Raw genomic sequence first — 23,925 nt, 5'->3', positions numbered from 1 at the left:
ACCGGCGCTCATTCGACGGGACGGCCTGTCACAGGCGTCGTGTCCCGCGTTCGCATTCGGACGTTATCCAGCCCTCGTTAAGGGTGTTTCCTTTCAGCGCGATGCCGGCCGGACAGTCCCGTAACAGTTCCCGCTGGAGACCTCGAACTCGAGAAGCGAGAGGTCACTCGATTCCACGTCCGCCCGGAACTCCGCGGGCGCGTAGATGTGATAGAACCGCGGGACAGTCTCGCCACCGGGCAGCGTCCACTCCACCGTCGTATCGAAACCCCTCTCGGCGTCGATCGAGGCGTCGAAATTGTCGTGGGTCGTACTCCAGGCGCTGACGAGGGCCCGGCCGTCCGGATCCAGCACTCGCGCGAGTTGGTCCAGACTGGCGATTCGCGCTTCCCGGGACGGGAGGTGATGGAGCGTCGCGATGTAGACGGCCAGGTCGACGCGACCGCTCGCGATCGGGAGGTGCGAGGCGTCACCGAGCACGAAGCGGCCATCCGGGACGCGCTCGATCGCAGCGTCGAGCAGCGATCGGCTCACGTCTACACCCAGAACTCGATCGACCCGTTGCTGGAGGGTTTCGACGTGGCGGCCGTTGCCACAGCCAATATCGAGTCCGAAATCCCCTTCCTCGGCGTCAGCGACGAACGACTCGACTTCCGGCCAGGCGTTAACTCGTGTCTTCGAGAAGTGCTCGCCGATGCGGTCGTACGTGTCTCGCACGTCCACGCGGGAACGATCCATTTCGATCCTCGATCAGTCGTATTTCTCGGGATAGGCCTCGGCCAGCAAGTCAGGCTGTGATTCGAGCCGCTCCCGGATCGGATCGACGATGTCCGCGATGTACTCCCCGGCGGCGTTCTTCAGGTCCTGGGGATGGAGTTCCTCGCTGACGAAGTCGTCTTCTAAGTCCCCATAAGAGTCGTAGGTGAGGTTCCCGCCATACTCCTCGGGACGTTCGACGACGAAGGCCTCGTCGCGCTCCTCGAGGATCGGGAACACGAGATACCGGACGTACTCCAGAACGCCGTTGCCCTCGACCTCACCCATCGGACAGTACGCGTCGCCGATCTTCTCCGCCACGGAGTCGGGATCGTCCGTCAGCGATACCTTCGAGGACTCCTCGGAGGCGCTCATCTTTCCGCCCGTCAGTCCCGAGAGCAGGGGTGCGAAGACGCAGGTCGGTGCCTCGCCGCCGTGTTCGGGCAGGATCTCCCGGGAGAGCATGTAGATCCCGCGCTGGTCGATCCCACCGTAGGCGACGTCGGCGTCTAAGGCGTCGACGTCAAGCGTCTGCATCAGCGGATAGACGAGCCCGCCCAGATTAGGGGAGTCCGATTCCCGGACGACCTCGCTTGCAGCCCGCTGGGCGCGGGCGATCGTCGTCTCGGCGGTCATCCGCAGGAGTTCGAGGGTGTACTCCGAATCGAGTTCGAAGTCACGCCCACGCACGAACGTGATCTGTTCCGGATCAGCACCCGCAGCTTCGACCATCGCCCGGATTGTCTCCTCATAATAGGCCGAGCGTGCTGCTAGCAGGTCGAAGGGACTCTTTGCATCGTCGAGGTGGGCGTGGAGATCGGCGATCAGTACCGTCACGTCCATCCCGGCGTGCAGGAAGTCGGCAAGCTTGCGGATCGTCGTGAAGTGGCCGATGTGCATCTCGCCGGTCGGCGCGTAGCCGATGTACACCGACGGATCGTCGTCCTCGAACAACTCCCGGAGTTCCTCCTCGGTGACGACCTCCGCGGTGTTGCGGGTCGCCAGTTCGACGCGCTCGTCCGTGTCCATACGCGTTCGTCCGGAGTCCGTCCCTAAAACGATTCGTTTCCCGGTCGGAACGTCCCTGCCATCGGCCAACGCTATCCGAAAAGCACGACAGAAACGCCACTGTCCGACGCACTCCTCAAACGTCGCCAGTATCGACCGGAACGCGAGTCAGTCCGAGTGTCGCAAAATCGGAATCGAAGGCGAAGATGTGCGAGATGTCGAATTCGTCTGCAAGCGTCGCGTTCATGTGATCGATAAACGAGATCGATTGATCGTCGTACCGCTCGAACTGTGTGACAGTCCGGTCGAATCGTTCCGGATCGACGTCGATCAGATTGATCGATGGCGTGTCTCTGACAGTCGCGAGCGCCTCGACGGCTTCGGCGTGTCCGATACCGTACAGCAGCGTCGTCGCCGTTTCCGAGAGGACGTACCGACTCGTGTACAGCGGACCATAGGCGTATTCGCCCGTTCCGATTCCATCCAGGATGTCAGTGGCCGCTTCGTGATGTGCATCGTCCTCGTTAAATACTGCGACGAGCGCGTTCGTATCCACGAATAGCGGCGTCGATCGAGTGGCCTGATTCATGACTCACTACGGTACAACACGTCGTCGACACTCTCGGCGAGATCCTCGCGTCCCGACGCGAACGACGGTCTGTCGGCAAAGAGCGGATCGTCCGGATCGACGGGTTTAGGCCCTACATCGTAATCATTCACGACCCACCAGACGACAGTCCGTCCGCTCTTTCGTCGGTCGAGTACACCATCCCGGTAGAGTTCTCCCAGCTTCCGCCGCGCCGTTTCGGTGGAACAATCCAAGTCCTCGGCCACGTCCGTCGATGTGACGACAGGCCCACTCACAGAGTGAAAAACATCCAATACGCGCGAGTGCGAAACCGCCTCGACGAACTCGCCCGTGTCCGACCGTTCGCGGTTGCTCATATTCACGCTTGATCGCCATGTGGCAAAAGTCTTGTTGGGACACCATATTGGTACTCCAATGTGGTGATGGTCAGTCAAATTACTGTCTAGAGTTGCTCCAACGTATCTGCTGTGGGCGGGTGCTGTACGCGTATTTGGCGAGAAAACCGCTGTTTCACCTCACTCGCTACTCTCGGAAACCCGTCGCCGGTGAACGATCCCCTGGTTGTTCGCCGCGTTGGCGACGAAGTTCCGGAACGCATCGCTCACGTCGAGGTCATCAGCCAGCACTGCGGGTCGACCCTCGTCACCACGCTCGCGGATCTCGGGATCCAGCGGGATCGAACCCAGGAACGGCATGTCGACGTCGGCGGCGAACTCCTCGCCGCCACCCTCGCCGAAGATCGCGTGTTCACTGCCACAATCCGGACACTTGAAGGAACTCATGTTCTCGACGATACCCAGGACGGGCGTCTCGTGACGGCCGAACATCTCCAGGCCCTTGCGGGCGTCGTCGAGGGCAACGCCCTGGGGCGTCGTGACGATCACCGCGCCGGTGACGGGCACGGTCTGGAGGAGCGTCAGTTGCGTGTCGCCGGTCCCCGGCGGGAGGTCGACGACGAGGTAGTCCAGGTTCCCCCACTCGACGTCCTCGAACAGCTGGGTGAGCGTCTGGTGGACCATCGGCCCACGCCAGATGACGGGGTCGTCCTCGCCGAGCAGGAAGTCCATGCTCATGAGCTTCATCCCGTACTTCTCCGGCGGGATGATGCGCTCGTCCTCGGTGGCCTCGGGGCGTTCGTGAGCGTCGAGCATCCGCGGGACGTTCGGCCCGTAGATGTCGGCGTCGAACAACCCGACGCGGGCACCCCGGTCGGCAAGCCCGGCCGCGAGGTTGACCGAGACGGTACTCTTGCCGACGCCACCTTTCCCACTCGCGACGGCGATGACGTTCTTCACGCCGGAGAGGACGTCGCCCTCGGCCTCTCGTTCGATCGTCGCCGAGAGGTCCACAGCCAGGTCGGGCGCTGCGTCGCCGATCACCTCACGGACCCGATCGGCGATCGCCGTCTCGTTCGGCGAGAAGGGCGCGCCCAGCGCCAGGTCGATGTGGGCGGTCCCGTTCTCGATAGCGACGTCGTTGACCAGCCCCAGCGAGACGAGGTCCTCGCCCAGGTCCGGATCCTCGACCGATTCCAGCAGTTCCCGCAGCTCGGCTTCGTCCATGCCCTGGGGTAGGCCCTGAACGAGCGAAAAGGCTTGTGACACCGCCCGACCGGCGAACCCCAGGCCGAATCGTGCGGATCGATCATGAGGGCAACGACATCCGATGAGAACTATTTCACCCGGCCGTCACGAAAGCACACCAACGATGCCCCTCTTCGGAGCCCCAGCGGTCGGCGCCGCCCAGGAGGACGGTGATATCGACCTCGGATCAGGTGCCGTCTACCAGTACTACCACACGCCGTGGGTCGAGGTCCGGGAGTCACTCGGCGCAGTCGCCACGGCAGGATACGACGCGATCCAGGTACCGCCCGCCCAGCGGAGCAAGCGCACCTGGGCGGATCCAAAGCCCCGGGGATACCAGCCGATCGACCATCTGGACTTCGACAGCGCGTTCGGCACCGAAACGGAGTACCGGGCCATGGTCGAGCAAGCCCACGAACACGGGCTCGTCGTCATCGCCGACGCGGTCGTCAACCACATGGCCGAAGGGGTCGACTTCGAGAAATTTCCCCACTTCGGTTGGGGTGACTTCCGTCATCGAGGGCCGATCAGGGACGATACGGACGAGTGGGAACTACAACATCGCGACCTCGAAGGGTTGCCGGACCTCCGCCAGGAATCCGAACACGTCCGGGGGATCCTCGAGGCGTACGTCCAGAAGTACGCCGAGATGGGCGTCGATGGCATCCGCTGGGACGCGGTCAAGCACATTCCGGCGTGGTTCTTCCGGGAGCACGCCAACCCGTGGGCGGCGGAACGAGGGCTCTTCACAGTCGGCGAAGTCCTCCACGGCGCGGTCGCCACCTGCGAGGAATACCTCGAGACGGACATGACAGTCATGGACTATCCGCTCTACTTCACCATGCACGAGAAGGTGTTCCACCGCGACGGGGACTTCCGCGCTCTGGAGGGGGCAGGACTTGTCGATCGACACTCGGGTCGGACAGTGACGTTCGTCTCCAACCACGACAGCCCCCCGCCCGAGTACGAGAAGCTCGCACACGCGTTCATCCTGACCTACGAGGGATACCCGCGCGTCTACAGCGGACGCTTCGACCCGGCGGACGAAACGATCGCGAGGCTGCTTTCGATCCGCCGGAACCTCGCCGCCGGCCGGGCGCGAACGCTTCAGGTCGATCGTGACACATTCGTCTTCGAACGGGAAGGCAACCTGCTGGTCGGACTCAATCGTGCCGGGGAACAACGGTCAGTCAGGGTCGAGACATCCTGGAACGCGACGCGGCTCGGTGAGCGATCCGAAACGGGCGAAGACATCACAACCGACGCCGACGGGGTCGCAGAACTGTCGCTTCCGCCCACTGAGTGGGTCTGTTACGCGCCGCTCTCGGAATCCTGAAGCGCCGGCAGGGTCCGGGTCAAGACTCCAGCGATTCCCCCGTACCGATCGTGAACTCGCAGTCGGCAGCCAGTCTGAAGAGTGGGCGTTCGTCGATGTCGATCTCGGCCAACTCCCGCCCGATCGGGTGCTCACCGAACGACAGCGACCCGCGTTCTCCCCCGAACCAGGCGCCGACGCGACCGCGCAGCGTGGTGGGTGCCCGGAGGAGTTCGTCATCCCTGATCGTGAAATTGTACCCCGAGAGTCGAGCCGGAACGGTCGGCGGTCGCCGGATCGAGACCGAGAGCAGCGTCCCCTCCCCTGTGATGACGATCGCGGACTGTGTCCGTCCCTCGGTCACGTCGATGTCCGCGACGAGTTTGGGATATCCCCAGATGTCGACGCCGAACGCCCGCGCAGGTTCGGTCGTTACCGGCAGGGTATGAACGTAACCACTGGCCGGGCGCCGGAGCAACGAGAGATAGGGGACAGTCCGGGTTCCGGCTTCGATGGCCGGGAACAGGACGCCGACCTCGTCGTAGGGCTGGATCGTCTCGTCGCCGACGCGGTCATATCGGACGGTCAGAACGGTCATCGCCGCCCGATCGGCCCGCGTCCCGACAGGGTCCAGCCCGGCCGGGAGTAACGCCGCCACGTCCACACGATCGACAGGGAAGACGGCACCCGCGATCGTCGCCGAGAGTGTGACCGGCAGTTCGAACGTGTGGCCCGTCGAGACAGTGACTGTCTCGGTCATTCGCCGAGCGCCCTCCGGAAACGTTCGAGCGCCGCGAGCGATCGGATCGCCGCGCGTTGACCGAAGTCCTGCACGGGCCGTGGCAGCCACCGCGTCGCGAGCGCGAGTCCGGCGGGAAGTCCGACAGGATACCGTGGGGCTGGAGCGTCGGCCGTCGCGGCCTCGTAGATCGTCGCAGCGACGCGTTCCGGCGAAACGGTGAGCGGCCCGCCACCGAGGAGCCCATCCCCTTCGAGTGCGTCGTAGATGTCGGCGTACCGATCCGACCGGTCGACTCGCTCGGCCGGCAGGTCCTCCAGGGGACCCGGCTGGCAGTAGCCAGCGTTGGCCACGAGACAGTCCAGGCCACCGACCTCGTCACGGACACGCTCGAAGATCCGAGCGACGTCGTCCTCGTCTGTGACGTCGACAGCCGCGGGCCGACAGTCGATGTGCGTCGCGAGACCCTCAGTATCGACGTCAGTCGCGTAGACCCGCCAGCCGTCGTCGGCGAACGCCCGGGTGGTCGCCCGCCCGATCCCGGACCCGACGCCAGTCACGAGAACGGTGCCCATGTGGAACACCGTCGACTGTCGGCTCCGAAAGAGTTCCGCCCGACGACGGGACTTGCGCTGCCGACGTGGACGGAACGTCGGCCTTCGGTGAAACGATCGAGCCGACCATGGCCCTCGGTATCGTGGTTCTCATACCCGAGGACGGCCTTTTCGTTGCGTTTATATACCGACACCGGGTATCGACTGGTACGCATCGTGCAGGGGCCCCTGCCCCGAGTCCGAGAGGGCGCGAGTACGTGACAGCGAGTCGTGGTAGCCAAGCGGCCCAAGGCGCATGGTTGCTAACCATGTGGCGTAAAGCCTCCGGGGTTCGAATCCCCGCCACGACGTTTCACGATCCCAACATATGAGCGCAGAAGACCCAGACGCGGACGCACCGGAGGACGACGAGGACCTCCGGTATTTCGTCCGCATCGGACAGACAGACCTGGACGGGACCAAATCCGTCGAACGATCCCTGACAGACTTGAACGGAATCGGCCAGCGCGCGGCCCGCATCATCGCCGAGGATGTCGGCGTCGACCGCCGGGACACCTTCGGCCGTCTCGAGGACGATCAGATCGAGGAGATCGTCGAGCGCGTCGAGGGTTTCGCCGGCGACGTCCCCGACTGGCTGGCGAATCACCGCAACGACTTCTTCGACGGCGAGACCACCCACGAGACCGGTAACGATCTCGAACTCACCCGTCGGGAAGACATCAACCGGATGAAAATGATCAACGCCTACAAGGGCGTCCGACACAAGCGTGGCCAGAAGGTCCGCGGCCAGCGAACCAAGTCCACCGGCCGGACCGAGGGTACCATCGGGGTCAACGTCGAGGCGATCAAGGAAGAACAGGCCGAGGAAGCGGCCGCCGAGGAGGATGAGGAATAATGGCACTCGGTTCCAACACCAAGTTCTACGAGACGCCCAACCACCCCTTCCAGGGCGAGCGCATCGCCGACGAGATGGGGCTGATCGGCCAGTACGGCCTCAAGAACAAAGAAGAGCTCTGGCGGGCACAGTCGGAACTGCGCGGGTACCGCCGCGAGGCGCGGCGACTGCTCGGCCGTGACGCCGACGAGCGCGAGGCCGAGGAGTTCCTCGATCGTCTGAAGCGTCTGGGCATCCTCAACGACGAGGATCGCCTCGACGACGTCCTGTCGCTCGAAGTGACGGACGTCCTCGAACGGCGCCTACAGACGGTCGTCTACCGGAACGGCCTGGCCAACACGGTCGATCAGGCTCGACAGTTCATCACCCACGGCCATATCACCGTCGAGGGACAACGCGTCTCGATCCCCTCGAAGACGGTGGCCGTCGCCGAGGAACCGGCAATCGAGTTCGACGAGACGAGTCCGCTGGCCGACGATCTCCACCCAGAACGCGCGGAGGAACGATAATATGGCAGAGGACGGCAAATGGGCCATCGCCCACGTACACGCATCGTTCAACAACACGATCATCACGATCACCGACCAGACCGGCGCTGAAACGCTCGCGAAGAGCTCCGGCGGGACAGTCGTCAAGCAGAATCGCGACGAGGCTTCGCCGTACGCGGCCATGCAGATGGCCGAGACGGTCGCTGAAGAAGTCATCCAGCAGGGCATCGACGGCGTCCACGTCCGCGTTCGTGGTCCAGGCGGGAACCAACAGCAGAACCCCGGGCCAGGCGCACAGGCGACTATCCGGGCGCTGGCACGTGCCGGGCTGGAGATCGGCCGGATCGAAGACGTGACGCCGATCCCGCACGACGGTACCCGAAGTCCAAAATCGAGTGGCTTCTAACATGGCAGAGTACGACGTCACGTTCATCGAGCGCGGGGAACGCGAAGCCCGGTTCCTGGTCCGGGGCGTGACGCCTGCGTTCGCCAACGGGATTCGGCGGGCGATGATCGCGGACGTGCCGACGCTCAGTATCGACTCCGTCCGTGTCATCGAGAACTCGAGCGTGATGTTCGACGAACAGATCGGGCTCCGACTCGGGCTAATCCCACTGACGACGCCTGTCGGCGACTTCGAGATCGGTGACGGGGTGACGCTGGCGCTGGATGTCGAAGGTCCCGGCACAGCCTACTCGGGCGACCTGGTCTCCAACGACGACCTCGTCCAGCCGGCCGAACCCGACGTTCCGATCATCGAACTCAAGAACGGCCAGCGGCTGGAACTCGAAGCCGATGCCGTCCTGGATACCGGACGGGAACACGCCAAACACCAGGGTGGCGTGGCCGTCTCCTACCGGCACCTCCAGCGTGTCGAGAAGGTGGGCGACCGCGAGGAGTTCGCTGACGACGGCGGGCAGATCGTCCGCGGCGTCCTCGAGGACGACGGCGAACTCGTCCCGACCGAGGACTTCGACCACGACCTCACCGAGCGCTACCCCGACACGGAAGTCGAGATCGAAGACGTCCCGAACGCCTTCGTCTTCCACGTCGAGACCGACGGTTCCTTCGACGTCGACACGCTGGTCGAGGAGGCTGCGGGAACACTCCGGACGCGCGCAGAAGAACTGACCGACGCGATTGCACTGTAACGATGATGAGCCCTTCAGACCGACGACCGACGGCGATCGCTGCCCCCCGTGGTGCGAGCGACGCGACCGTCGGATCGATCGAAAGCGGTTTGAAGGGCCGGACAGAAACCCGAATTGCGAGCAGGGATAGCCAAGTTTGGCCAACGGCGCAGCGTTCAGGGCGCTGTCTCGTAGGAGTCCGCAGGTTCAAATCCTGCTCCCTGCACTTTTCAGGAGGACCGTTATGAGTAAGAGTAATCCGAGACTGCGTAGTCTCATCGCCGATCTGAAGTCGGCCGCCCGCGAGGGCGACGGGGACGTCTGGAGTGACGTCGCCGAGCGCCTCGAAAAACCGCGGCGCACCCACGCGGAAGTCAACCTGGGCCGCATCGAGCGGTACGCCCGGGAGGACGAAACCGTGGTCGTGCCGGGGAAGGTACTCGGTAGCGGCGTCCTACAGAAGGACGTCACCGTCGCCGCCGTCGACTTCTCGTCGACGGCCGAGCGGAAGATCGATCAGGTCGGCGAATCACTGGGACTGGAACAGGCACTCGAACAGAATCCCGACGGGTCGAACGTACGGGTGATCCGATGAGCGTCGCCACCATCGACGCCGACGTCGTGGTCGACGCCCGCGACTGCATCATGGGTCGGGTGGCCTCGAAGGTCGCCGAACGCGCTCTCGAGGGTGAGACCGTCGCCGTAGTCAACGCCGAGCAGGCCGTGATCACCGGCGACGAAGAGGATGTCTTCGAGACGTACAAGAAGCGAACGGACGTCGGCTCCGATCGGGGTCCGGCCTACCCACAGCGCCCCGACGGCATCTTCAAGCGGGCGATTCGCGGCATGGTGCCCTACAAGAAGTCCCGCGGTCGCGAGGCCTTCGAGAACGTCCGCGTGTACGTGGGCAATCCCTACGAAGCGGACGACGTCGAGGCGACGGTACTCGCGGACACGTCGCTGGATCGACTCTCGAACATCAGGTTCGTCCAGCTGGGCGACCTCTCGGCACGACTGGGAGCGAACGTAACATGGTAACGAACACATCAGGCAAGAAGAAGACGGCCGTCGCCCGCGCGACCGTTTCCGAGGGCGATGGCGAGGTACGGATCAACGCCCGTCCCGTCGAACTGCTGGAGCCGGAGCTGGCGAAGCTCAAGGCGCTCGAGCCGTTCCGCATCGCGGAGGACGCCCTCCGGGAGTCGGTCAGCGTCGACGTCAGCGTCGAGGGCGGCGGCGTCATGGGACAGGCCGACGCGGCCCGGACGGCGATCGCCCGTGGGCTCGTCGAACACACGAACGACGCCGAACTCCGGGACGCCTACATGGCCTTCGACCGGTCGCTGCTGGTCAACGACGTTCGCCAGAGCGAACCCAAGAAGTGGGGCGGTCCGGGTGCCCGCGCGCGATACCAAAAATCTTACCGCTGAGGTGAACACACGTCATGATGATACCGGTCCGATGTTTCACCTGTGGCAACGTGATCGCCGGGGATTGGGAGGAATTCAAAGAACGCGCCAGGGAGGGCGACGAGGATCCCGAAGCGGTGCTGGACGACCTCGGCGTCGAACGGCAATGCTGTCGACGGATGCTCGTCTCCCACGAGGACCTGGTCGATGTCGTGGCACCCTACCAATGACGGGCGAACAAGACTACAACCGCTACGAGAAGGCGCGCGTCCTCGGCGCGAGGGCGTTGCAGGTGGCATACGGTGCACCGGTACTGATCGATACAGATCAGACCCAGCCGATCCTCATCGCGGCCGAGGAGTACGATGCTGGGGTCCTTCCGTTTACGGTCAATCGAGGTAACTGACAATGACGCTCATCACTAACGTAACACTCCGACGCGTACTGGACTCGCGAGGCAACCCGACTGTCGAAGCCGACGTCACCACCGAAAGCGGTGGCTTCGGCCGTGCGGCCGCACCGAGCGGCGCTTCGACCGGCGAACACGAGGCGATCGAACTCCCGCCGAGCGAGGCGATCGCGAACGCCCGCGACCTGGCCGTCCCGCGACTGGAAGGCGAGGTCTACGCCGGCGATCAGCGGTCAGTCGACGCCGCGCTGCACGCCGCCGATGGCACCGACAACTTCTCGGAGATCGGCGCGAACTCCGCGGTCGCCATCAGCATGGCCGCCGCGAAGGCCGGCGCCGACGTGCTCGGTGCCCCGCTGTATCAGCACCTCGGTGGTACCTTCCGCGGCGATCAGTTCCCGACCCCGCTTGGCAACGTCGTCGGCGGTGGCGAACACGCCGAAGAGGCGACTAACATTCAGGAGTTCCTCTCGGCACCCGTCGGCGCGCCGAGCGTCACGGAGGCCATCTTCGCCAACGCCGAAGTCCACGCCGAGATCAGCAACATTCTCGAAGAGCGCGGTATCCCCTGTAACAAGGGCGACGAGGGCGCGTGGGCGCCACCGATCGGCGACGACGAGGCCTTCGAGGTCGTCGCCGAGGCGGCCGACCGCATTAGCGACGAACGCGGCTTCGATATCAGCTTCGGGCTGGACATGGCCGCCGCCGAGATGTACGACCCCGACGCGGAGGTCTACGAGTACGACGGCGAGCCCGACCGAACCACTCAGGAGCAGATCGACTACGTCGTCGAGATGGTCGAGGAGTACGACCTCGCATACGTCGAGGACCCGCTGGACGAGAACGACTTCGAGGCCTTCGCGGAACTGACCGAGCGGGTCGGTGACCAGACGCTGATCTGTGGTGACGACCTCTACGTGACGAACGTCGAGCGCCTCCAGGAAGGTATCGACCTGGGCTCGTCGAACTCCATCCTCATCAAGCCCAACCAGATCGGGACGCTGACCGACGCGGTCGACGCGATCGAACTCGGATCGAAGAACGGCATCGAGTCGGTCGTCTCCCACCGCTCGGGCGAGACCGAGGACACGACGATCGCCCATCTGGCCGTCGGCGCGGCTGCCCCCTACATCAAGACGGGGACAGTGGCCGGCGAGCGGACGGCCAAGCTGAACGAACTCATCAGGATCGAAGAGAACGCATGAGCGACGACGAGGAGACAGACATCGAAGCAGACGAGCCCGAAGCCGCCTCGGAACCCGCCGGTGAGGTCGGCGCGGTGGCCGAGGAGAGCGCGCCCGAGGCGGACGGAGACGAGCCGTCGGGCGAGGACGAAGTCGGGGAACAGACAGACGAACAACCGGCGGATGAAGGGGCCGAGGCAGCGCCGGACCAGGACGAGGACGTCATGCCCGACGCCCAGGCCGAGGCAGACCTGCTGATCCCGGTCGACGATTACCTCTCGGCGGGGGTTCACATCGGGACCCAGCAGAAGACCACGGACATGGACCGGTTCATCCACCGTGTCCGGACCGACGGCCTGTACGTGCTGGACGTCAGCATGACCGACCAGCGCATCCGCAAGGCCGCGGACTTCCTGGCCAATTACGACCCCGAGCAGATCCTCGTGGCCTCCTCCCGGCAGTACGGCCGCTTCCCTGCCGAGAAGTTCGCTGACGCCGTCGGCGCACGGGCCCGGACCGGCAGGTTCATCCCGGGGACGCTGACCAACCCCGACTACGAGGGCTACATCGAACCCGACGTCGTGGTCGTCACGGACCCGATCGGCGACGCCCAGGCCGTCAAGGAGGCGATCACGGTCGGTATCCCCGTGATCGCGATGTGTGACTCCAACAACACGACCGGCAACGTCGACCTGGTCGTCCCGACCAACAACAAGGGTCGTCGCGCCCTGTCGGTCGTCTACTGGCTACTGGCAAACGAGACGCTGGACCGTCGCGGCGCCGAGCCCGCCTACGCCCTCGAGGACTTCGAAAGCGACCTCTGAAGTCGGTCACCGCAGTCTCGGATTCAGCGTTATTTTCGTTTTCACGGTAGGAGCACTCCTCGCGGTTGTGTCTTCGTTTTGGTGTCACAATCAGTAACACGAGGAGGCAAACCCCGGAGTACCGTGATCACAGTCTGTGACCACTCTGCATCATCATTTTGAAAACAAGCTAAACGATGAACACTATCAGTCCTAATACGAGGAACATTGGACCAGTAATATATCGTGTGGTGATGACTTGAAATCTATCTGGCTCTGGGTCGGCTGCATGTCGGTTCCGGTGTCGCCCAACCTTCCGCGGCATAGCAATGCATACGAGGCCCAAAGCAAGGACAAAAGTTCCAACAAGAAGATGTAATGGATCAACCATATTCAAGATGACCATTCACACTACTTAGTCCCTGTGGACCTTATGCACTTTCTTCATAGACGAGATGATTTTTCGTCTCTGCAGTGTGATTTACGTACCCGTAATCTTCACAAGGACAATATCCGCCCAAGTCAGCGATACGATACGTAGTGCTGACCGTCCCTTTCACCAGGTCCATCTCATTACCAGTCAGGTTATCGTTTTGGACTTCTACTGTGGGGCCGAGACTATCATCCGAGTCAGTGGGAAAGCTATCTTTTCCAAGGGTTGGATCGACATTATACGTCCAAATATAGCGTTCCTCATCATTGGGTGTTTGATGATCAACTTCTATACAATCTTCTGGATCACCAGCATCCCATTGGTCGATCAACATCGAAGCAAATCCAAGCGCAAGACTAGCTGGACCGGAAGAGACGAATGCCCCTGTGATAGTAAGGGATATTGCGATCGCATCATCCACAAATGTCTCAGATTTAGTATTCCCGTCAGCACTGGGTCGTGGATCGACAAGTGACGTCTTTGACTCGTTATTTGTGTGAGCCATGAATTTGAAGTTCTTTACCACTGGCTCCACATATTTTCCATACCTATCTTGGAAGTCCGACTCACATTCTCCAAGCAGAGTACCAGGAAGTTCTTCAAAATGACACTCAAGGATGAGCTTCTTGTGGGAACCCTTCGAGATTACCGCGGGCAAAGTATCCCATGATCTCCCTGCAAAGACAGTGACGACCTGAAGTCAACGCTGGTGCTGTCCTGTGTATCGTTTAGACATACGTCCAAGTGATCTCAGTCACCGCTAACACCTTCTCATGTAGGTTTCTTCTCGTCAATGTAATCACCAACGACAGCGTTGGGACAATCCTAAGAGGATCATGACCACGGTATGAGGAGTCTTCGATGACTTCTCGTACCGCAGGCGTATGTCCAGTCCTCGAATCCGATCATGACGACCGATGATTCGATGCGCTTGAACCCGTGAGCAACTTTCTCGTCGTCGACCTCCCACTCGTCGGGATCGCTTGCTTCCGCGTTTCGCCGACTCACAGTGGAACCGACAGTTTTCCGACGCGACAGCCCGCCGACGATCGCGAAGCCGTCAGGAACGCCACAGTGGATACCCGACGATCGTCGCTCCCCGAACCATCGAACCCTGACACGCTCACCGGTTGCCCAAGGCATTACTCTCCACGGCACAGTGTGACAGTATGGCACGTCGGAGGTCACGGCTGTTCGTCCCGACCGGCGGCGCGATCGCGTGGGTACTCGGGATGATGGCTGTCGGTCCGCTGGTCGGCGGTGACCCAGTACAGGTAGCGGCCCAGACGGTCATCGAGGCCGCGCCGGGGCCGGTGGCGACGTGGGCGATCGAGACCTTCGGGTCGTACGCACAGCCGCTCCTGATGATCGGCGTCTCGATCGGTATCGTCGCCGCTGGAGCGGGTTTCGGCCTCCTCACGGCGCGGGTCGATCCGGGACCGCGCCGACGTTTGCAGGTGGCCTACGCGCTGACGCTGACCCTCGTCCTCACGACGGGCGGCGGGTTCTACGTGGCCGGTGGCGGAATCTCGACACGATGGATGCTCGCCACGATCCTCTCGATCGTTCCGCCCGGCACGGTGTGGTGGGCTAGCGCCGAAACCGGAGCGAGACCCGTCGGCAGACGGAGAGCACTCGAACGGATGAGTATCGCCGGAGGGTCAGTCCTAGCCGGGGGCGTCGTAGCACAACTCCTCGGGCAGGGCCCGCCCCGCGAAGGCGTTCAGCCCGGCGATCCGCTCGATCCCGTTGAGGAAAAGACCGAGACCGGAACGACGACGCCGACACCCACGGCGACCGGCGACGGGGATAGCCTCGGGACACGAAGCGAAACAGACGGGGTCGTCGTCTCGTCGTCCACGAGCGACGAGGCGTTCGGTTTCGATTTCGAGGGGATACCAGCACTCGTCGGGTCCGCCGCGGATCACTACGTGGTCGATAAGAACGTCTCGCCGCCGCGCGTCAATACAGACGTCTGGTCGCTGTCGATCGGAGGCGCCGTCGAGGACGGCCGCGAATACACCTTCGAGGAACTCCGGACCCATCCCGACCGCCGCGAGATGACGGTCACGATGGTCTGTATCTCCAATACCGTCGGCGGGAACCTGATCGGGACGACCGACTGGGTCGCCATTCCAGTTCGGACGCTGCTGGAAGACGCGGGCGTGACAGAGACCGCGGTCGACGTCGTGACCCGCGCTGCGGACGGGTACTCGGAGGCGATCCCGTGGTCAGTCGTCCGCGAGCGTGAGGACATCGTTCTCGCCGTCGGCATGGACGGGAAGACGTTGCCCGCCGAACACGGGTTCCCGGCACGACTGTTGATCCCGGGTCGGTACGGCATGAAGTCGACGAAGTGGGTGACTGACTTCGAACTCGCCACCGAGGATCACGAGGCCTACTGGGAACAGCGGGGCTGGGACGAAGAAGCCGTTGTCAACACCCTGTCGTACGTGCGTGCCGTTCAGCGTCGCGGCGACCGGATCGCGGTCGGCGGGATCGCCTACGGCGGTCTCCGGGGGATCGACCGGGTCGAGGTGAGCGTCGACGGCGGGTCGACGTGGGCCGACGCGACACTCGAAGACCCTGTCTCATCACATGCCCGGCGGCGATGGCGGTACGTTTTCGACCGTCCGGACACGGGGCCGCTCGATATCGTGGTTCGCGCGACAGATGGGGAAGGCAATCGACAGACGTCCTCACAGTCGCCATCCCATCCAGGCGGGTCGACGGGCTGGCACTCCGTCACCGTCTCGCTGTGACCGCCGCCGAATCGAACCTCGTTCAGAAGTCGAGCATCCCGCCGAACAGTGCCTTCCCGGTCTTCAGATACGACGGCCGCGTCACGCGGTCGTGCTCCCCCTGCGTGAGTTTGAAGTCGAAGACGTCGAGGTTCTCTTCGAGGTGAGTCCGCGATGTCGACATCGGGATCGTGGCGACGTTGCGGTGCTGAGTGGCCCACCGGATCGCGACCTGTGGGCCGGTCTTGCCGTAGCGCTCGCCGATCTCCGCGAGGAGTTCGTCACCGAGCAACCCGCCGTTGGCCAGCGGGCTGTAGGCCGTCAGCATGACGTCCTCGTCCTGACAATAGGCGAGCAATTCGCGCTGTGGCCACCAGGGGTGAAAGAGAACCTGGTCGGTCAGGACCGGCGCGTCGGATAGTTCACGGGCGCGGTCCAAGCGGTCCTTCCCGAAGTTACTGACGCCGAGGTGGCGGGCCATGTCACGATCCACGACCTCGTTCAGCCCGACCATCACCGTCTCCAGGTCGGCCAGTGGGTGCGGCCAGTGGATCAACAGGAGGTCGACGTAGTCCGTGTCGAGCTCCGCGAGGCTGTCCTCGACCGAGGCGACGATCGACTCGACCGAGCGGTGGGACGGGTCGACCTTCGTCGTGAGGAACACCTCCTCGCGGTCCACATCGGCCTCAGCGACGGCGCGGCCGACGCCGGACTCGTTTCCGTAGATCTGGGCGGTGTCGACGTGTCGATAACCGACGTCGAGGGCGTCACGGACCGCTCGATACGCCGTGTCGGTCTCCATCTGCCAGGTGCCGACGCCGATCGCGGGGACCTCCACGTCAGAGACGGTAACGTACTCCATAGACCCGGTAGGCCGGCGATCGTTATGAACGTCCGGCCGACGTGATCGGTGGTTCTCGTGACCCGGCCTCACGGCAACAGACGGCCAACAGTCCCGCGGTTCCCGGCGACCCACCGGTAGACGCGTTCCCGCGTCGCCGGGTAGCCGGGCACTCGTCCCAGGGCGTCGAACAGTGCAGCAGGGGCAAGTTCGGTCTCGGCAAAGACTCCCAACAGTATGTCTGTCCTCAAGATAACATGCTGCAGGTGCACAGAGAGCGATTTAGAGTTCTGTTCGCTATCAACGAAATTGAGATTGACGTCGAGTATGTCTACGGGTTGGAGGAAATCGATTCTGACGTGCTAGAAGTCCTGTTCGTAGATATCTCGCTACTGATCCAGCTTGACGCGCTGGTATTCATGCAAGAGATACTGAAACGTTGCCGTCGTCGTCCGCCGGTGCGGGTCGAACGCAGCCCCTAGGAGAACTGGCCACTCCGTATACTAGACTGTGAGTACGAACGAGCGACATGGGGTAATCGGTTCTCATCGAATTCTAAGTCGATCTATTCACAATCCGAACCAGGTGTTTCTGATGTTAAGCCCTCCACAAGTATTCCAATGAATCGACCAGAAGAGGGAACAGGATTGTGCTACATCCAAAATCCCCTTCCCCAAACTGAACAACAAATAATGTGTTCTAAAAAGGAAAAATATTTAATTGTTGTGTGTAAATTGATTTCTGAGTCGGCATGACCGATCACCAAAAAAAGCATGATCGTACCGCTACGAATCGCCGCGACCTGCTCAAAGCCACCGGTTTCGGGGTAGCTGCGATATGTGGTGTATCAGGTGTCGCCTTCGCTGCACCCAATTCCAAAGATAATACGAGAGTGAAACTCCGAGGGTCGCCCCAAAACCCAGTCAAGGGCAAGACCATCAAACAAGAACGCAAGGTAGCGTTAGAGAAACTCCGCGAGTCTGACGACCTCACAGGTGACGTTGTACTCAAGGAGTTTGACGACGAATCGAATATCTTGTCATACAATTTCATTGTCTCATCCGATGGGGGCATTGAAGAGCACGTATATCGGTACTCATCAAACGACGTTCTTTCACAGTCCGTTGACGCTTCGACACAATCCGTTGACGATCGCGTTGTTTCGCGCGCACACGACGCGGCCGACGAATGGCTTGCCGAAGGAATGCCGAAGAACAAGTCGTTTTCCAAAGACACATCGAAAAGCAATTCGTCGTCCGTCACAAGGCAAGGCGCGGCAGGTGCGACTTCGTCATATCCAGACTGGGAGGACTGGAACAAGGTTAGCACCCACTATGACGTGAACGAACGCCCCCCATATGGAGTCGTCATTGAGGACTACGAGTTCCGCTCAGACCCAGACGACAGTGACGCAATGGCAGTCCAGACAGGGGTCGATATGGAAGCCGGGTTCAACCGAAGGAAACACTACGACGAGTACGGTGATTGGCATATCAAAATGGCGTTTGTTCGTCAAGAGTGGGAGTGGCCGGCCGTCGATGACGAAGGTATGCGGGACAGATATCCGCGCGGCAATCTCTCCGAAGGAACCGAATCCCTAGGCATCGATCTCGGTATCGACGGAAACGGCACGGGCTCGGCTGGCGTGAGCTATACCTTCTCGAAGTCGTTAGACAACATCATCGACGAGAGCAGTCAAGGCGACAACGTCGGCCGATGGCGAATGAAGCTGGATCCATTCTCGAACGCTGCAGAGAGTAACGCCTACTACAATCCCGGAAGCATGGCCCTCGTAGACCCTACTTGCCTGTCCCCCGTGAACTCCGATCTTGCAATATCTATTCCACTGGAGGTGGAGTTCGGGGAACCGTTCTACAATGCCTGGAGTAAAACTCACTCCGAGACTTTCTCGAACGGCTTCTTCGTGCTCTGTGACTGAACTATCCATGACCTTTATTTTTCTTTCAGACAACTAATCAAACAGATGGTTTCCCGCAGAGCGTTCCTCACACTACTGGCGACTACGTCAACAACCGGATGTACAAGACTCACGATAGAAAACGATCGACAGAACTCACTCCCAACCTTCTCTGCGTGCGAAAAACAGGCCCCATGGCCGACGTTCCAAGGTGGTCCCCAACGGCTGGGCCGGTCCTCGATCACTATCGGATCTAGCTTGAGATCCCATCTCGTCACTGCGGAATCATTTCCGGCTGGCCGTGTGGGGATGATGGTTTGCACCGATAAATCAACGGTGGTCACGTGGAGGCAGAGCAAGACCGTTTTCCGATATTACTCGTCCACAGGGACGGTCGATTCGTTCAAACTGGACGATCCGACACGGGTTTATCCCGCGCTTCACTGTTCGAACCTCGTGGTTTCTGCCGACAGTGTTCGATATCAAATTGATGCGGATGATTGGCAGGTCCGTCAAGAACAATCGACTGCATCACCCTACACCAGCCCGCTATTCGATACTGATCGGCTTTACGTGACTGGATCAGGTGGTCTACAGGCAATCGACATCGATACAGAATTACTTTGGACTCGCTCGAATGACCGCCTAGTGACGGGGATTGCCAGTACTGAAAACACGGTCTACGCCATCGAAAGCAACGCTCGGGGAGGCCAACTGATTGCGCTCGACGCTGCGACGGGGGACGTTCGCTGGACGACGGACAGAATCGGCGAGACGTATACTGACCCGGTCGTTAGTCGATACGTCTACGTGACGAATGCGGCCGGGCAAATCTTTGCTCTCGACCAGAACGATGGCAATGTGGTGTGGTCCCACCAAACAGGAACGCGTGACTCGCGGTTCACGGTCCCTGCCGTGGGCGACGGTGTACTCTTCGTTTCGGACGAGGGGCCAGGGAGCGTTCGCGCCATCAGAGAATCAAACGGCGAGACGCTCTGGGAAACGGTAATTTATCGGAATGAAAGCCGGAAGAAGCAAACTGGGACGTTGTTTGCTCCTATTCTGACCGAGGGATACGTTCTCGTAAGTGCTGGGCCTGCCGGACTTGTCGGCTTGGATCGGGAAGATGGACAGAAACGATATCAAAACGCCTCGAAAACAGTCGTGTCCCCACTCGCGGTGTCTCACGAGACGATTTATGCTGCGACACCTTCCGGCCTCATGCTCTTTGAACCGTCAGATTGAACCTCAGTAGCGACCGACCCTAGTCTCTCGTCGCCCCGTCTGGAATCAAGCATGTCGTTGTGTGTTATGGCTTCATCCGCCAATCCCGGCCCTGACGACGATAGCCGACCATCACGGCAACAGACGGCCCACAGTCCCGCGGTTCTCGGCGACCCACCGGTAGACGCGTTCCCGCGTCGCCGGGTAGCCGGGCACTCGTCCCAGCGCGTCGAACAGCCCAGCAGGGGCGAGTTCGGTCTCGGCGAACGCGCGTTCGACGGCTTCTCCACAGGAGTAGACGGTGTCGTCGGTCAGCAAGTGCGCACACTCCTGATACTCTGGGGGCAGGCGCTCGCGCTGTTCGTGCGACAGCTCGGAGAAGCCGACGATCCTGACCGAGCCGTGTCGGGCGACGAAGCGGGCCGAGCGGGTACAGAACCCGCAATCGTCGTCGTAGACGAGCGTCGGCTGCACGGGGGAGTTACGGGTTCGACCCTGAAAGAGGTACGGACCGGGCCGATAGCTGTCGAGCTCGGATCGATCGAAGAGAGGGATGGCAGAAGGGGAGCGGGAGAAGGTTCTTGCGCGCCCAGGTCGTCGAACGAAGCATGGCCGGAGAAAACACACTCCTGAACGCGTTGATCGGGGCCGTCGTGGCCGTCGTCCTGGCGTTCGTCCCGTTCTCGCCGGTGCTCGGCGGGGCGACCGCGGGGTATCTCCAGGGGGGCGATCAGTCCGATGCGCTCCGCGTCGGCGCACTGTCCGGGCTCTTCGCGTCAATCCCGCTGGTACTGCTGATGATGCTGCTTGCGACCGTGATCCCATTTCTCCCCGCGTTCGGCATGCCCGGATCGATGACCGCGATCGTCGGCGTGTTCGCGCTGTTGGCGTTCGCGGTCATATTGCTTTACTCGATCGGACTCGGCGCACTCGGTGGGGCCCTCGGCCGATACATCGCCCGCGAGATGGATCTATGACCCGCGGTCCGGAACGCCCTTAATAGTCGCTGCCCCAACGCCGAGCATGGTCACATCGAGCGCCCCGGGGAAAGTGTATCTCTTCGGCGAGCACGCCGTCGTCTACGGGGAGCCGGCGGTGCCCTGTGCGATCGAGCGCCGCGCGACGGTGACGGCCACCGAACGCGAGGACGCCGCCTTGCGGGTCCGGGCAGGGGACCTGACGCTCGACGGGTTCACCGTCGAGTACAACGGCGACACCTCGGGCACCCCCGACGTCGACGTCGACCAGCCGCTGTTGGAGGCAGCGATGGGCTACGTTAACGAGGCGATCGAACAGGCACGGGACGCGGCCGACCGTCCGGAGGCCGGCTTCGACGTGACGGTCGACAGTGCGATCCCGCTCGGGGCAGGGCTGGGTTCCTCGGCTGCCGTCGTGGTCGCCGCCATCGACGCGGCGACGCGAGAACTCGGCGTGGCACTCGACGCCGAAGAGATCGCCGAGCGGGCCTACCGGGTCGAACTCGAAGTCCAGAACGGGGAGGCCTCGCGCGCCGACACCTTCTGTTCGACAATGGGTGGTGCTGTCCGTGTCGAGGGCGAGGACTGTCGGCGTCTCGAGGATGTCCCGAACTTGCCGTTCGTCATCGGGTACGACGGCGGGTCGGGCGACACCGGCGCCCTGGTCAGCGGTGTCCGGTCGCTCCGTTCGGAATACGATTTCGCCGCCGACACGGTGGCGGCGATCGGCGACCTGGTTCGACGGGGCGAGCGAGCCCTGGCGGCCGAGGACCTCGACGAGTTGGGGCGACTCATGGACTTCAACCACGGACTGCTCGCGGCCCTCGGAGTCTCCGCGCGGTCGCTCGATGCGATGGTCTGGGCCGCCCGGGAAGCCAGTGCGAAAGGAGCCAAGCTGACCGGCGCGGGCGGCGGCGGCTGTATCGTCGCCCTCGATGACTCGACGGGGACCGAGACCGCGCTGGATTACACGCCGGGGTGTGAGCGCGCGTTCCGGGCCGACCTCGATACGGACGGCGTCCGGGTGGAGCGAGCATGATTCCGGCCCAGCGAGGTGGAACAGCGTGACGACCGTCCTCAAACTCGGCGGGAGCGTCGTGACCGAGAAAGACGAACCGGAGACCGTCGACGAGGACGTTCTGACTGACGTATCGGCGGCGATCGCGGCGGCAGAGCCGGAACGGCTCGTCGTCGTCCACGGCGGTGGGAGTTTCGGCCATCACCACGCTGCCGCTGCCGGCGTCAGTGCGACCGAAGGGACGGACGACGCGGCAGCGATCCGGGAGATCCACGCGGCGATGGGCCGACTGAACGCGGCCGTCGTGAAGGCGCTCTCCCGGCGAGGGATCGCTGCCGTGCCCGTCCGTCCGTTCTCGCTGGCCCACCGAACGGCCGAGGGGACGACACTGCCGGCCGATGTCGTCGAGACGATGCTCGAAGAGTCGTTCGTCCCAATCCTGCACGGCGACGTCGTCGTCCACGCCGGGAAAGGGGCGACGATCCTCAGCGGCGACGAGATCGTCGGTTCGCTCGCCCGGTCGCTGTCGGCCGATCGGGTCGGACTGTGTTCGGGCGTCCCGGGCGTCCTCGACGAGTCGGGGGACGTGATCGACCGGATCGGCGAGTACGACACAGTTGCCGACGCGCTCGGGGGGAGCGACGCGACCGACGTCACGGGCGGTATGGCCGGAAAGGTGCGATCGCTGCTGGAACTGCCCGTCCCGGCGTCGATCTTCGGCCCCGGGGATATCCGGACGTTCTTGAACGGTGGCCGGCCCGGGACACTGATCGACGGGGACGACTGACTCCCCGTAATATACTTCACACTGGTTTGCGTTGCCATCCGTATGTCAGCGATCGATCCGAAGGACGCTGGGAAGTACGCCGGGCGACTGTTCGGGTACTTCTTGACAGTCACGGTCGTCGGCGGCGGAATCACCCTCAGCGGGGTAGTATTACTGCGGAACAATGGCGTGTTCTCCGGCGGATCGGTCGACGTCGGGGCCGAGGTGATCGTCGGCGGTGCGCTAACGGGCGTCGGCGCGCTGGTGATCCTCGCGGGATTTTTCACAATCGTCCTCAACGTGATCGCGGACGGGGTCCGCTTCGGCGTCGCGGAGACGGCATCGGAAGCCGAAGACGGACCGGAACAACTGCGGGAACCGGCGTGGCCCCCGAACCAGTATCGACCGGCCACAGGCGAAAGACCGCCGGTTCGTCAACGACCGCCGGTTCGAGAACCGAACCACCAGCAACCTGACGATCGGGACCGGGAACCGGAGGAGAACGAACCCTGGAAGCGGGAGGTCGAGGAGAAACTGGCAGACGAGGATCGTCCCGGACAGGGAGACAACCCCGGAAGGAAACGGGCGACCCCGCCAACGGGACAGGCGACAGGGCCGAACGAACCGCCGGAAACGACGAGTACACCGGAGGGAGCGAACGGACGACGATCCGGAGCGGCCGGGGAGGCGGGAAACGTAGAACGTGAACCGTCCGGCGGATCGACGGGGCGAGCGGGCTCCGATGTCGAACGCGAACCCGGCGATCAGATCCGGAACCAGTCCGAGAACACGTCCGAAGTGCGCGAAACGTCGGCACCCGACGACTCGGGCCGTACGGACTCCGAAACGTGGGTCAGTGGCGAAGACGTCAGCAACAAAGAACCGAACGAGGGGGAAGTCGACCGGAGCGGGGAGCCGGAGACGTCGGCGAGCGAGGATCCGCTCGCACCCGGGGAAATAGAGGAATCGGATTCGATCGACGCCGACGAGGAAAGCACTGATTCGCCAGCGTGGCTCGAAGAGTCCGACGAGGGTACGGACTGAGCGCACCGCTGAGCCGGGTCGGACCCGCACGGTTTTTATCACCGCGGCACATATTCGGGGATAACCGAGCGTTCGGCCGCCCGATCGTGACCGTGGCGGCC

General features: G+C 62.7%; 31 protein-coding genes and 2 tRNA genes. 21 read left to right on the top strand and 12 right to left on the bottom strand.

Translation table 11 applies throughout. From position 1 onward, the window contains the following. Positions 1-93: 93 nt before the first annotated feature. From E3374_RS04060 to E3374_RS04040, 5 genes are all read right to left on the bottom strand, one after another. Entirely contained in the window at positions 94-738 is a 645-nt protein-coding gene (locus E3374_RS04060) for a class I SAM-dependent methyltransferase (RefSeq protein ID WP_136687750.1), read from the bottom strand. 12 nt (positions 739-750) lie between these two features. Continuing rightward, positions 751-1,785: a tyrosine--tRNA ligase gene (locus E3374_RS04055; RefSeq protein WP_136687749.1), complete on the bottom strand. Its 1,035-nt coding sequence runs from the start codon at positions 1,783-1,785 to the stop codon at positions 751-753. Between the two features lie 115 nt (positions 1,786-1,900). Further along, the gene (locus E3374_RS04050; protein WP_136687748.1) at positions 1,901-2,353 is read right to left on the bottom strand and encodes a type II toxin-antitoxin system VapC family toxin; all 453 of its coding nucleotides are present in this window, start codon (positions 2,351-2,353) and stop codon (positions 1,901-1,903) included. Continuing rightward, positions 2,350-2,709 carry a helix-turn-helix transcriptional regulator gene (locus E3374_RS04045; RefSeq protein WP_136687747.1) on the bottom strand — a complete coding sequence of 120 codons (360 nt, stop codon included), beginning with the start codon at positions 2,707-2,709 and terminating at the stop codon, positions 2,350-2,352. Before E3374_RS04045 ends, E3374_RS04050 begins: the two co-directional genes overlap by 4 nt. Before the next feature lie 159 nt (positions 2,710-2,868). Next, positions 2,869-3,915 (bottom strand): Mrp/NBP35 family ATP-binding protein, encoded by a 1,047-nt coding sequence (locus E3374_RS04040; RefSeq protein WP_136687746.1) that lies wholly within the window; start codon positions 3,913-3,915, stop codon positions 2,869-2,871. Between the two features lie 145 nt (positions 3,916-4,060). On the opposite strand from E3374_RS04040, the gene E3374_RS04035 reads away from it, so the two are divergent. After that, positions 4,061-5,272, top strand: a complete 1,212-nt coding sequence (locus tag E3374_RS04035) for an alpha-amylase family glycosyl hydrolase (protein ID WP_136687745.1) — start codon at positions 4,061-4,063, stop codon at positions 5,270-5,272. Between the two features lie 19 nt (positions 5,273-5,291). Here E3374_RS04035 and E3374_RS04030 read toward each other — a convergent pair whose 3' ends face one another. Continuing rightward, positions 5,292-6,011, bottom strand: coding sequence for an acetoacetate decarboxylase family protein (locus tag E3374_RS04030; protein ID WP_136687744.1), 720 nt, complete (start codon positions 6,009-6,011; stop codon positions 5,292-5,294). Continuing rightward, positions 6,008-6,565: an SDR family NAD(P)-dependent oxidoreductase gene (locus tag E3374_RS04025; protein ID WP_136687743.1), complete on the bottom strand. Its 558-nt coding sequence runs from the start codon at positions 6,563-6,565 to the stop codon at positions 6,008-6,010. Before E3374_RS04025 ends, E3374_RS04030 begins: the two co-directional genes overlap by 4 nt. A 246-nt stretch (positions 6,566-6,811) precedes the next feature. Here E3374_RS04025 and E3374_RS04020 point away from each other — a divergent pair. From E3374_RS04020 to rpsB, 13 genes are all read left to right on the top strand, one after another. Beyond that, positions 6,812-6,894 (top strand) — tRNA-Ser (locus tag E3374_RS04020). A 17-nt stretch (positions 6,895-6,911) separates the two neighbouring features. After that, positions 6,912-7,439, top strand: a complete 528-nt coding sequence (locus E3374_RS04015; protein ID WP_136687742.1) for a 30S ribosomal protein S13 — start codon at positions 6,912-6,914, stop codon at positions 7,437-7,439. Then, positions 7,439-7,948 (top strand): 30S ribosomal protein S4, encoded by a 510-nt coding sequence (locus tag E3374_RS04010; RefSeq protein WP_136687741.1) that lies wholly within the window; start codon positions 7,439-7,441, stop codon positions 7,946-7,948. Before E3374_RS04015 ends, E3374_RS04010 begins: the two co-directional genes overlap by 1 nt. A gap of 1 nt (position 7,949) precedes the next feature. Beyond that, positions 7,950-8,333, top strand: a complete 384-nt coding sequence (locus E3374_RS04005) for a 30S ribosomal protein S11 (RefSeq protein WP_136687740.1) — start codon at positions 7,950-7,952, stop codon at positions 8,331-8,333. A gap of 1 nt (position 8,334) precedes the next feature. Next, a complete protein-coding gene (locus E3374_RS04000; protein ID WP_136687739.1) occupies positions 8,335-9,078 on the top strand; it encodes a DNA-directed RNA polymerase subunit D in 744 nt (247 codons plus the stop codon). A gap of 120 nt (positions 9,079-9,198) precedes the next feature. Further along, positions 9,199-9,283 (top strand) — tRNA-Leu (locus E3374_RS03995). Between the two features lie 18 nt (positions 9,284-9,301). Then, on the top strand, positions 9,302-9,652 hold the full coding sequence (locus E3374_RS03990) for a 50S ribosomal protein L18e (protein WP_136687738.1): 351 nt from the start codon (positions 9,302-9,304) through the stop codon (positions 9,650-9,652). After that, entirely contained in the window at positions 9,649-10,095 is a 447-nt protein-coding gene (locus E3374_RS03985; RefSeq protein WP_136687737.1) for a 50S ribosomal protein L13, read from the top strand. Before E3374_RS03990 ends, E3374_RS03985 begins: the two co-directional genes overlap by 4 nt. After that, positions 10,089-10,487, top strand: a complete 399-nt coding sequence (locus tag E3374_RS03980) for a 30S ribosomal protein S9 (RefSeq protein ID WP_136687736.1) — start codon at positions 10,089-10,091, stop codon at positions 10,485-10,487. The genes E3374_RS03985 and E3374_RS03980 overlap by 7 nt, the downstream gene beginning before the upstream one ends. A gap of 14 nt (positions 10,488-10,501) precedes the next feature. Then, positions 10,502-10,696, top strand: coding sequence for a DNA-directed RNA polymerase subunit N (locus tag E3374_RS03975; protein WP_136687735.1), 195 nt, complete (start codon positions 10,502-10,504; stop codon positions 10,694-10,696). After that, on the top strand, positions 10,693-10,872 hold the full coding sequence (locus E3374_RS03970) for a DNA-directed RNA polymerase subunit K (protein WP_136687734.1): 180 nt from the start codon (positions 10,693-10,695) through the stop codon (positions 10,870-10,872). The genes E3374_RS03975 and E3374_RS03970 overlap by 4 nt, the downstream gene beginning before the upstream one ends. A gap of 2 nt (positions 10,873-10,874) precedes the next feature. Next, positions 10,875-12,080 carry a phosphopyruvate hydratase gene (eno, locus tag E3374_RS03965; protein ID WP_136687733.1) on the top strand — a complete coding sequence of 402 codons (1,206 nt, stop codon included), beginning with the start codon at positions 10,875-10,877 and terminating at the stop codon, positions 12,078-12,080. Then, positions 12,077-12,883 (top strand): 30S ribosomal protein S2, encoded by an 807-nt coding sequence (gene rpsB / locus E3374_RS03960; protein WP_136687732.1) that lies wholly within the window; start codon positions 12,077-12,079, stop codon positions 12,881-12,883. Before eno ends, rpsB begins: the two co-directional genes overlap by 4 nt. Before the next feature lie 410 nt (positions 12,884-13,293). Here rpsB and E3374_RS03955 read toward each other — a convergent pair whose 3' ends face one another. Both E3374_RS03955 and E3374_RS03950 read right to left on the bottom strand, forming a co-directional pair. Then, positions 13,294-13,953 carry a hypothetical protein gene (locus E3374_RS03955; protein ID WP_136687731.1) on the bottom strand — a complete coding sequence of 220 codons (660 nt, stop codon included), beginning with the start codon at positions 13,951-13,953 and terminating at the stop codon, positions 13,294-13,296. A 176-nt stretch (positions 13,954-14,129) separates the two neighbouring features. Beyond that, a complete protein-coding gene (locus tag E3374_RS03950; protein WP_136687730.1) occupies positions 14,130-14,438 on the bottom strand; it encodes a hypothetical protein in 309 nt (102 codons plus the stop codon). A gap of 26 nt (positions 14,439-14,464) precedes the next feature. On the opposite strand from E3374_RS03950, the gene E3374_RS03945 reads away from it, so the two are divergent. After that, positions 14,465-16,057 (top strand): molybdopterin-dependent oxidoreductase, encoded by a 1,593-nt coding sequence (locus E3374_RS03945; protein WP_136687729.1) that lies wholly within the window; start codon positions 14,465-14,467, stop codon positions 16,055-16,057. Between the two features lie 22 nt (positions 16,058-16,079). Here the strand turns inward: E3374_RS03945 and E3374_RS03940 are convergent, their stop codons facing one another. Then, positions 16,080-16,898 carry an aldo/keto reductase gene (locus E3374_RS03940; RefSeq protein WP_136687728.1) on the bottom strand — a complete coding sequence of 273 codons (819 nt, stop codon included), beginning with the start codon at positions 16,896-16,898 and terminating at the stop codon, positions 16,080-16,082. A gap of 68 nt (positions 16,899-16,966) precedes the next feature. Next, positions 16,967-17,128: a hypothetical protein gene (locus E3374_RS17040; protein ID WP_211194905.1), complete on the bottom strand. Its 162-nt coding sequence runs from the start codon at positions 17,126-17,128 to the stop codon at positions 16,967-16,969. Positions 17,129-17,628: 500 nt separating this feature from the next. Between E3374_RS17040 and E3374_RS03935 the strand changes: the two genes are divergently transcribed. Beyond that, positions 17,629-18,816 carry a hypothetical protein gene (locus tag E3374_RS03935; protein ID WP_136687727.1) on the top strand — a complete coding sequence of 396 codons (1,188 nt, stop codon included), beginning with the start codon at positions 17,629-17,631 and terminating at the stop codon, positions 18,814-18,816. Positions 18,817-19,251: 435 nt separating this feature from the next. Further along, positions 19,252-20,040: a PQQ-binding-like beta-propeller repeat protein gene (locus tag E3374_RS03930; protein WP_169051769.1), complete on the top strand. Its 789-nt coding sequence runs from the start codon at positions 19,252-19,254 to the stop codon at positions 20,038-20,040. Positions 20,041-20,151: 111 nt separating this feature from the next. Here E3374_RS03930 and E3374_RS03925 read toward each other — a convergent pair whose 3' ends face one another. Then, a complete protein-coding gene (locus tag E3374_RS03925; RefSeq protein ID WP_136687725.1) occupies positions 20,152-20,493 on the bottom strand; it encodes a thiol-disulfide oxidoreductase DCC family protein in 342 nt (113 codons plus the stop codon). A gap of 134 nt (positions 20,494-20,627) precedes the next feature. Between E3374_RS03925 and E3374_RS03920 the strand changes: the two genes are divergently transcribed. The 4 genes from E3374_RS03920 to E3374_RS03905 are packed head-to-tail and all read left to right on the top strand — an operon-like array spanning position 20,628 to position 23,824. After that, the gene (locus E3374_RS03920) at positions 20,628-20,996 is read left to right on the top strand and encodes a DUF5518 domain-containing protein (RefSeq protein WP_136687724.1); all 369 of its coding nucleotides are present in this window, start codon (positions 20,628-20,630) and stop codon (positions 20,994-20,996) included. Positions 20,997-21,042: 46 nt separating this feature from the next. After that, positions 21,043-22,035, top strand: coding sequence for a mevalonate kinase (gene mvk, locus E3374_RS03915; RefSeq protein WP_136687723.1), 993 nt, complete (start codon positions 21,043-21,045; stop codon positions 22,033-22,035). Between the two features lie 25 nt (positions 22,036-22,060). Further along, the gene (locus E3374_RS03910) at positions 22,061-22,801 is read left to right on the top strand and encodes an isopentenyl phosphate kinase (protein WP_136687722.1); all 741 of its coding nucleotides are present in this window, start codon (positions 22,061-22,063) and stop codon (positions 22,799-22,801) included. 42 nt (positions 22,802-22,843) lie between these two features. Next, entirely contained in the window at positions 22,844-23,824 is a 981-nt protein-coding gene (locus E3374_RS03905; protein ID WP_136687721.1) for a hypothetical protein, read from the top strand. The last annotated feature ends 101 nt before the right edge of the window (positions 23,825-23,925 follow it).

It is taken from the genome of Halorhabdus amylolytica (genome assembly GCF_004944975.1).
GTDB lineage: Archaea > Halobacteriota > Halobacteria > Halobacteriales > Haloarculaceae > Halorhabdus > Halorhabdus amylolytica.
Note: the sequence above shows the minus strand (reverse complement) of the source record. Positions and strands in the feature narration are given on the sequence as shown.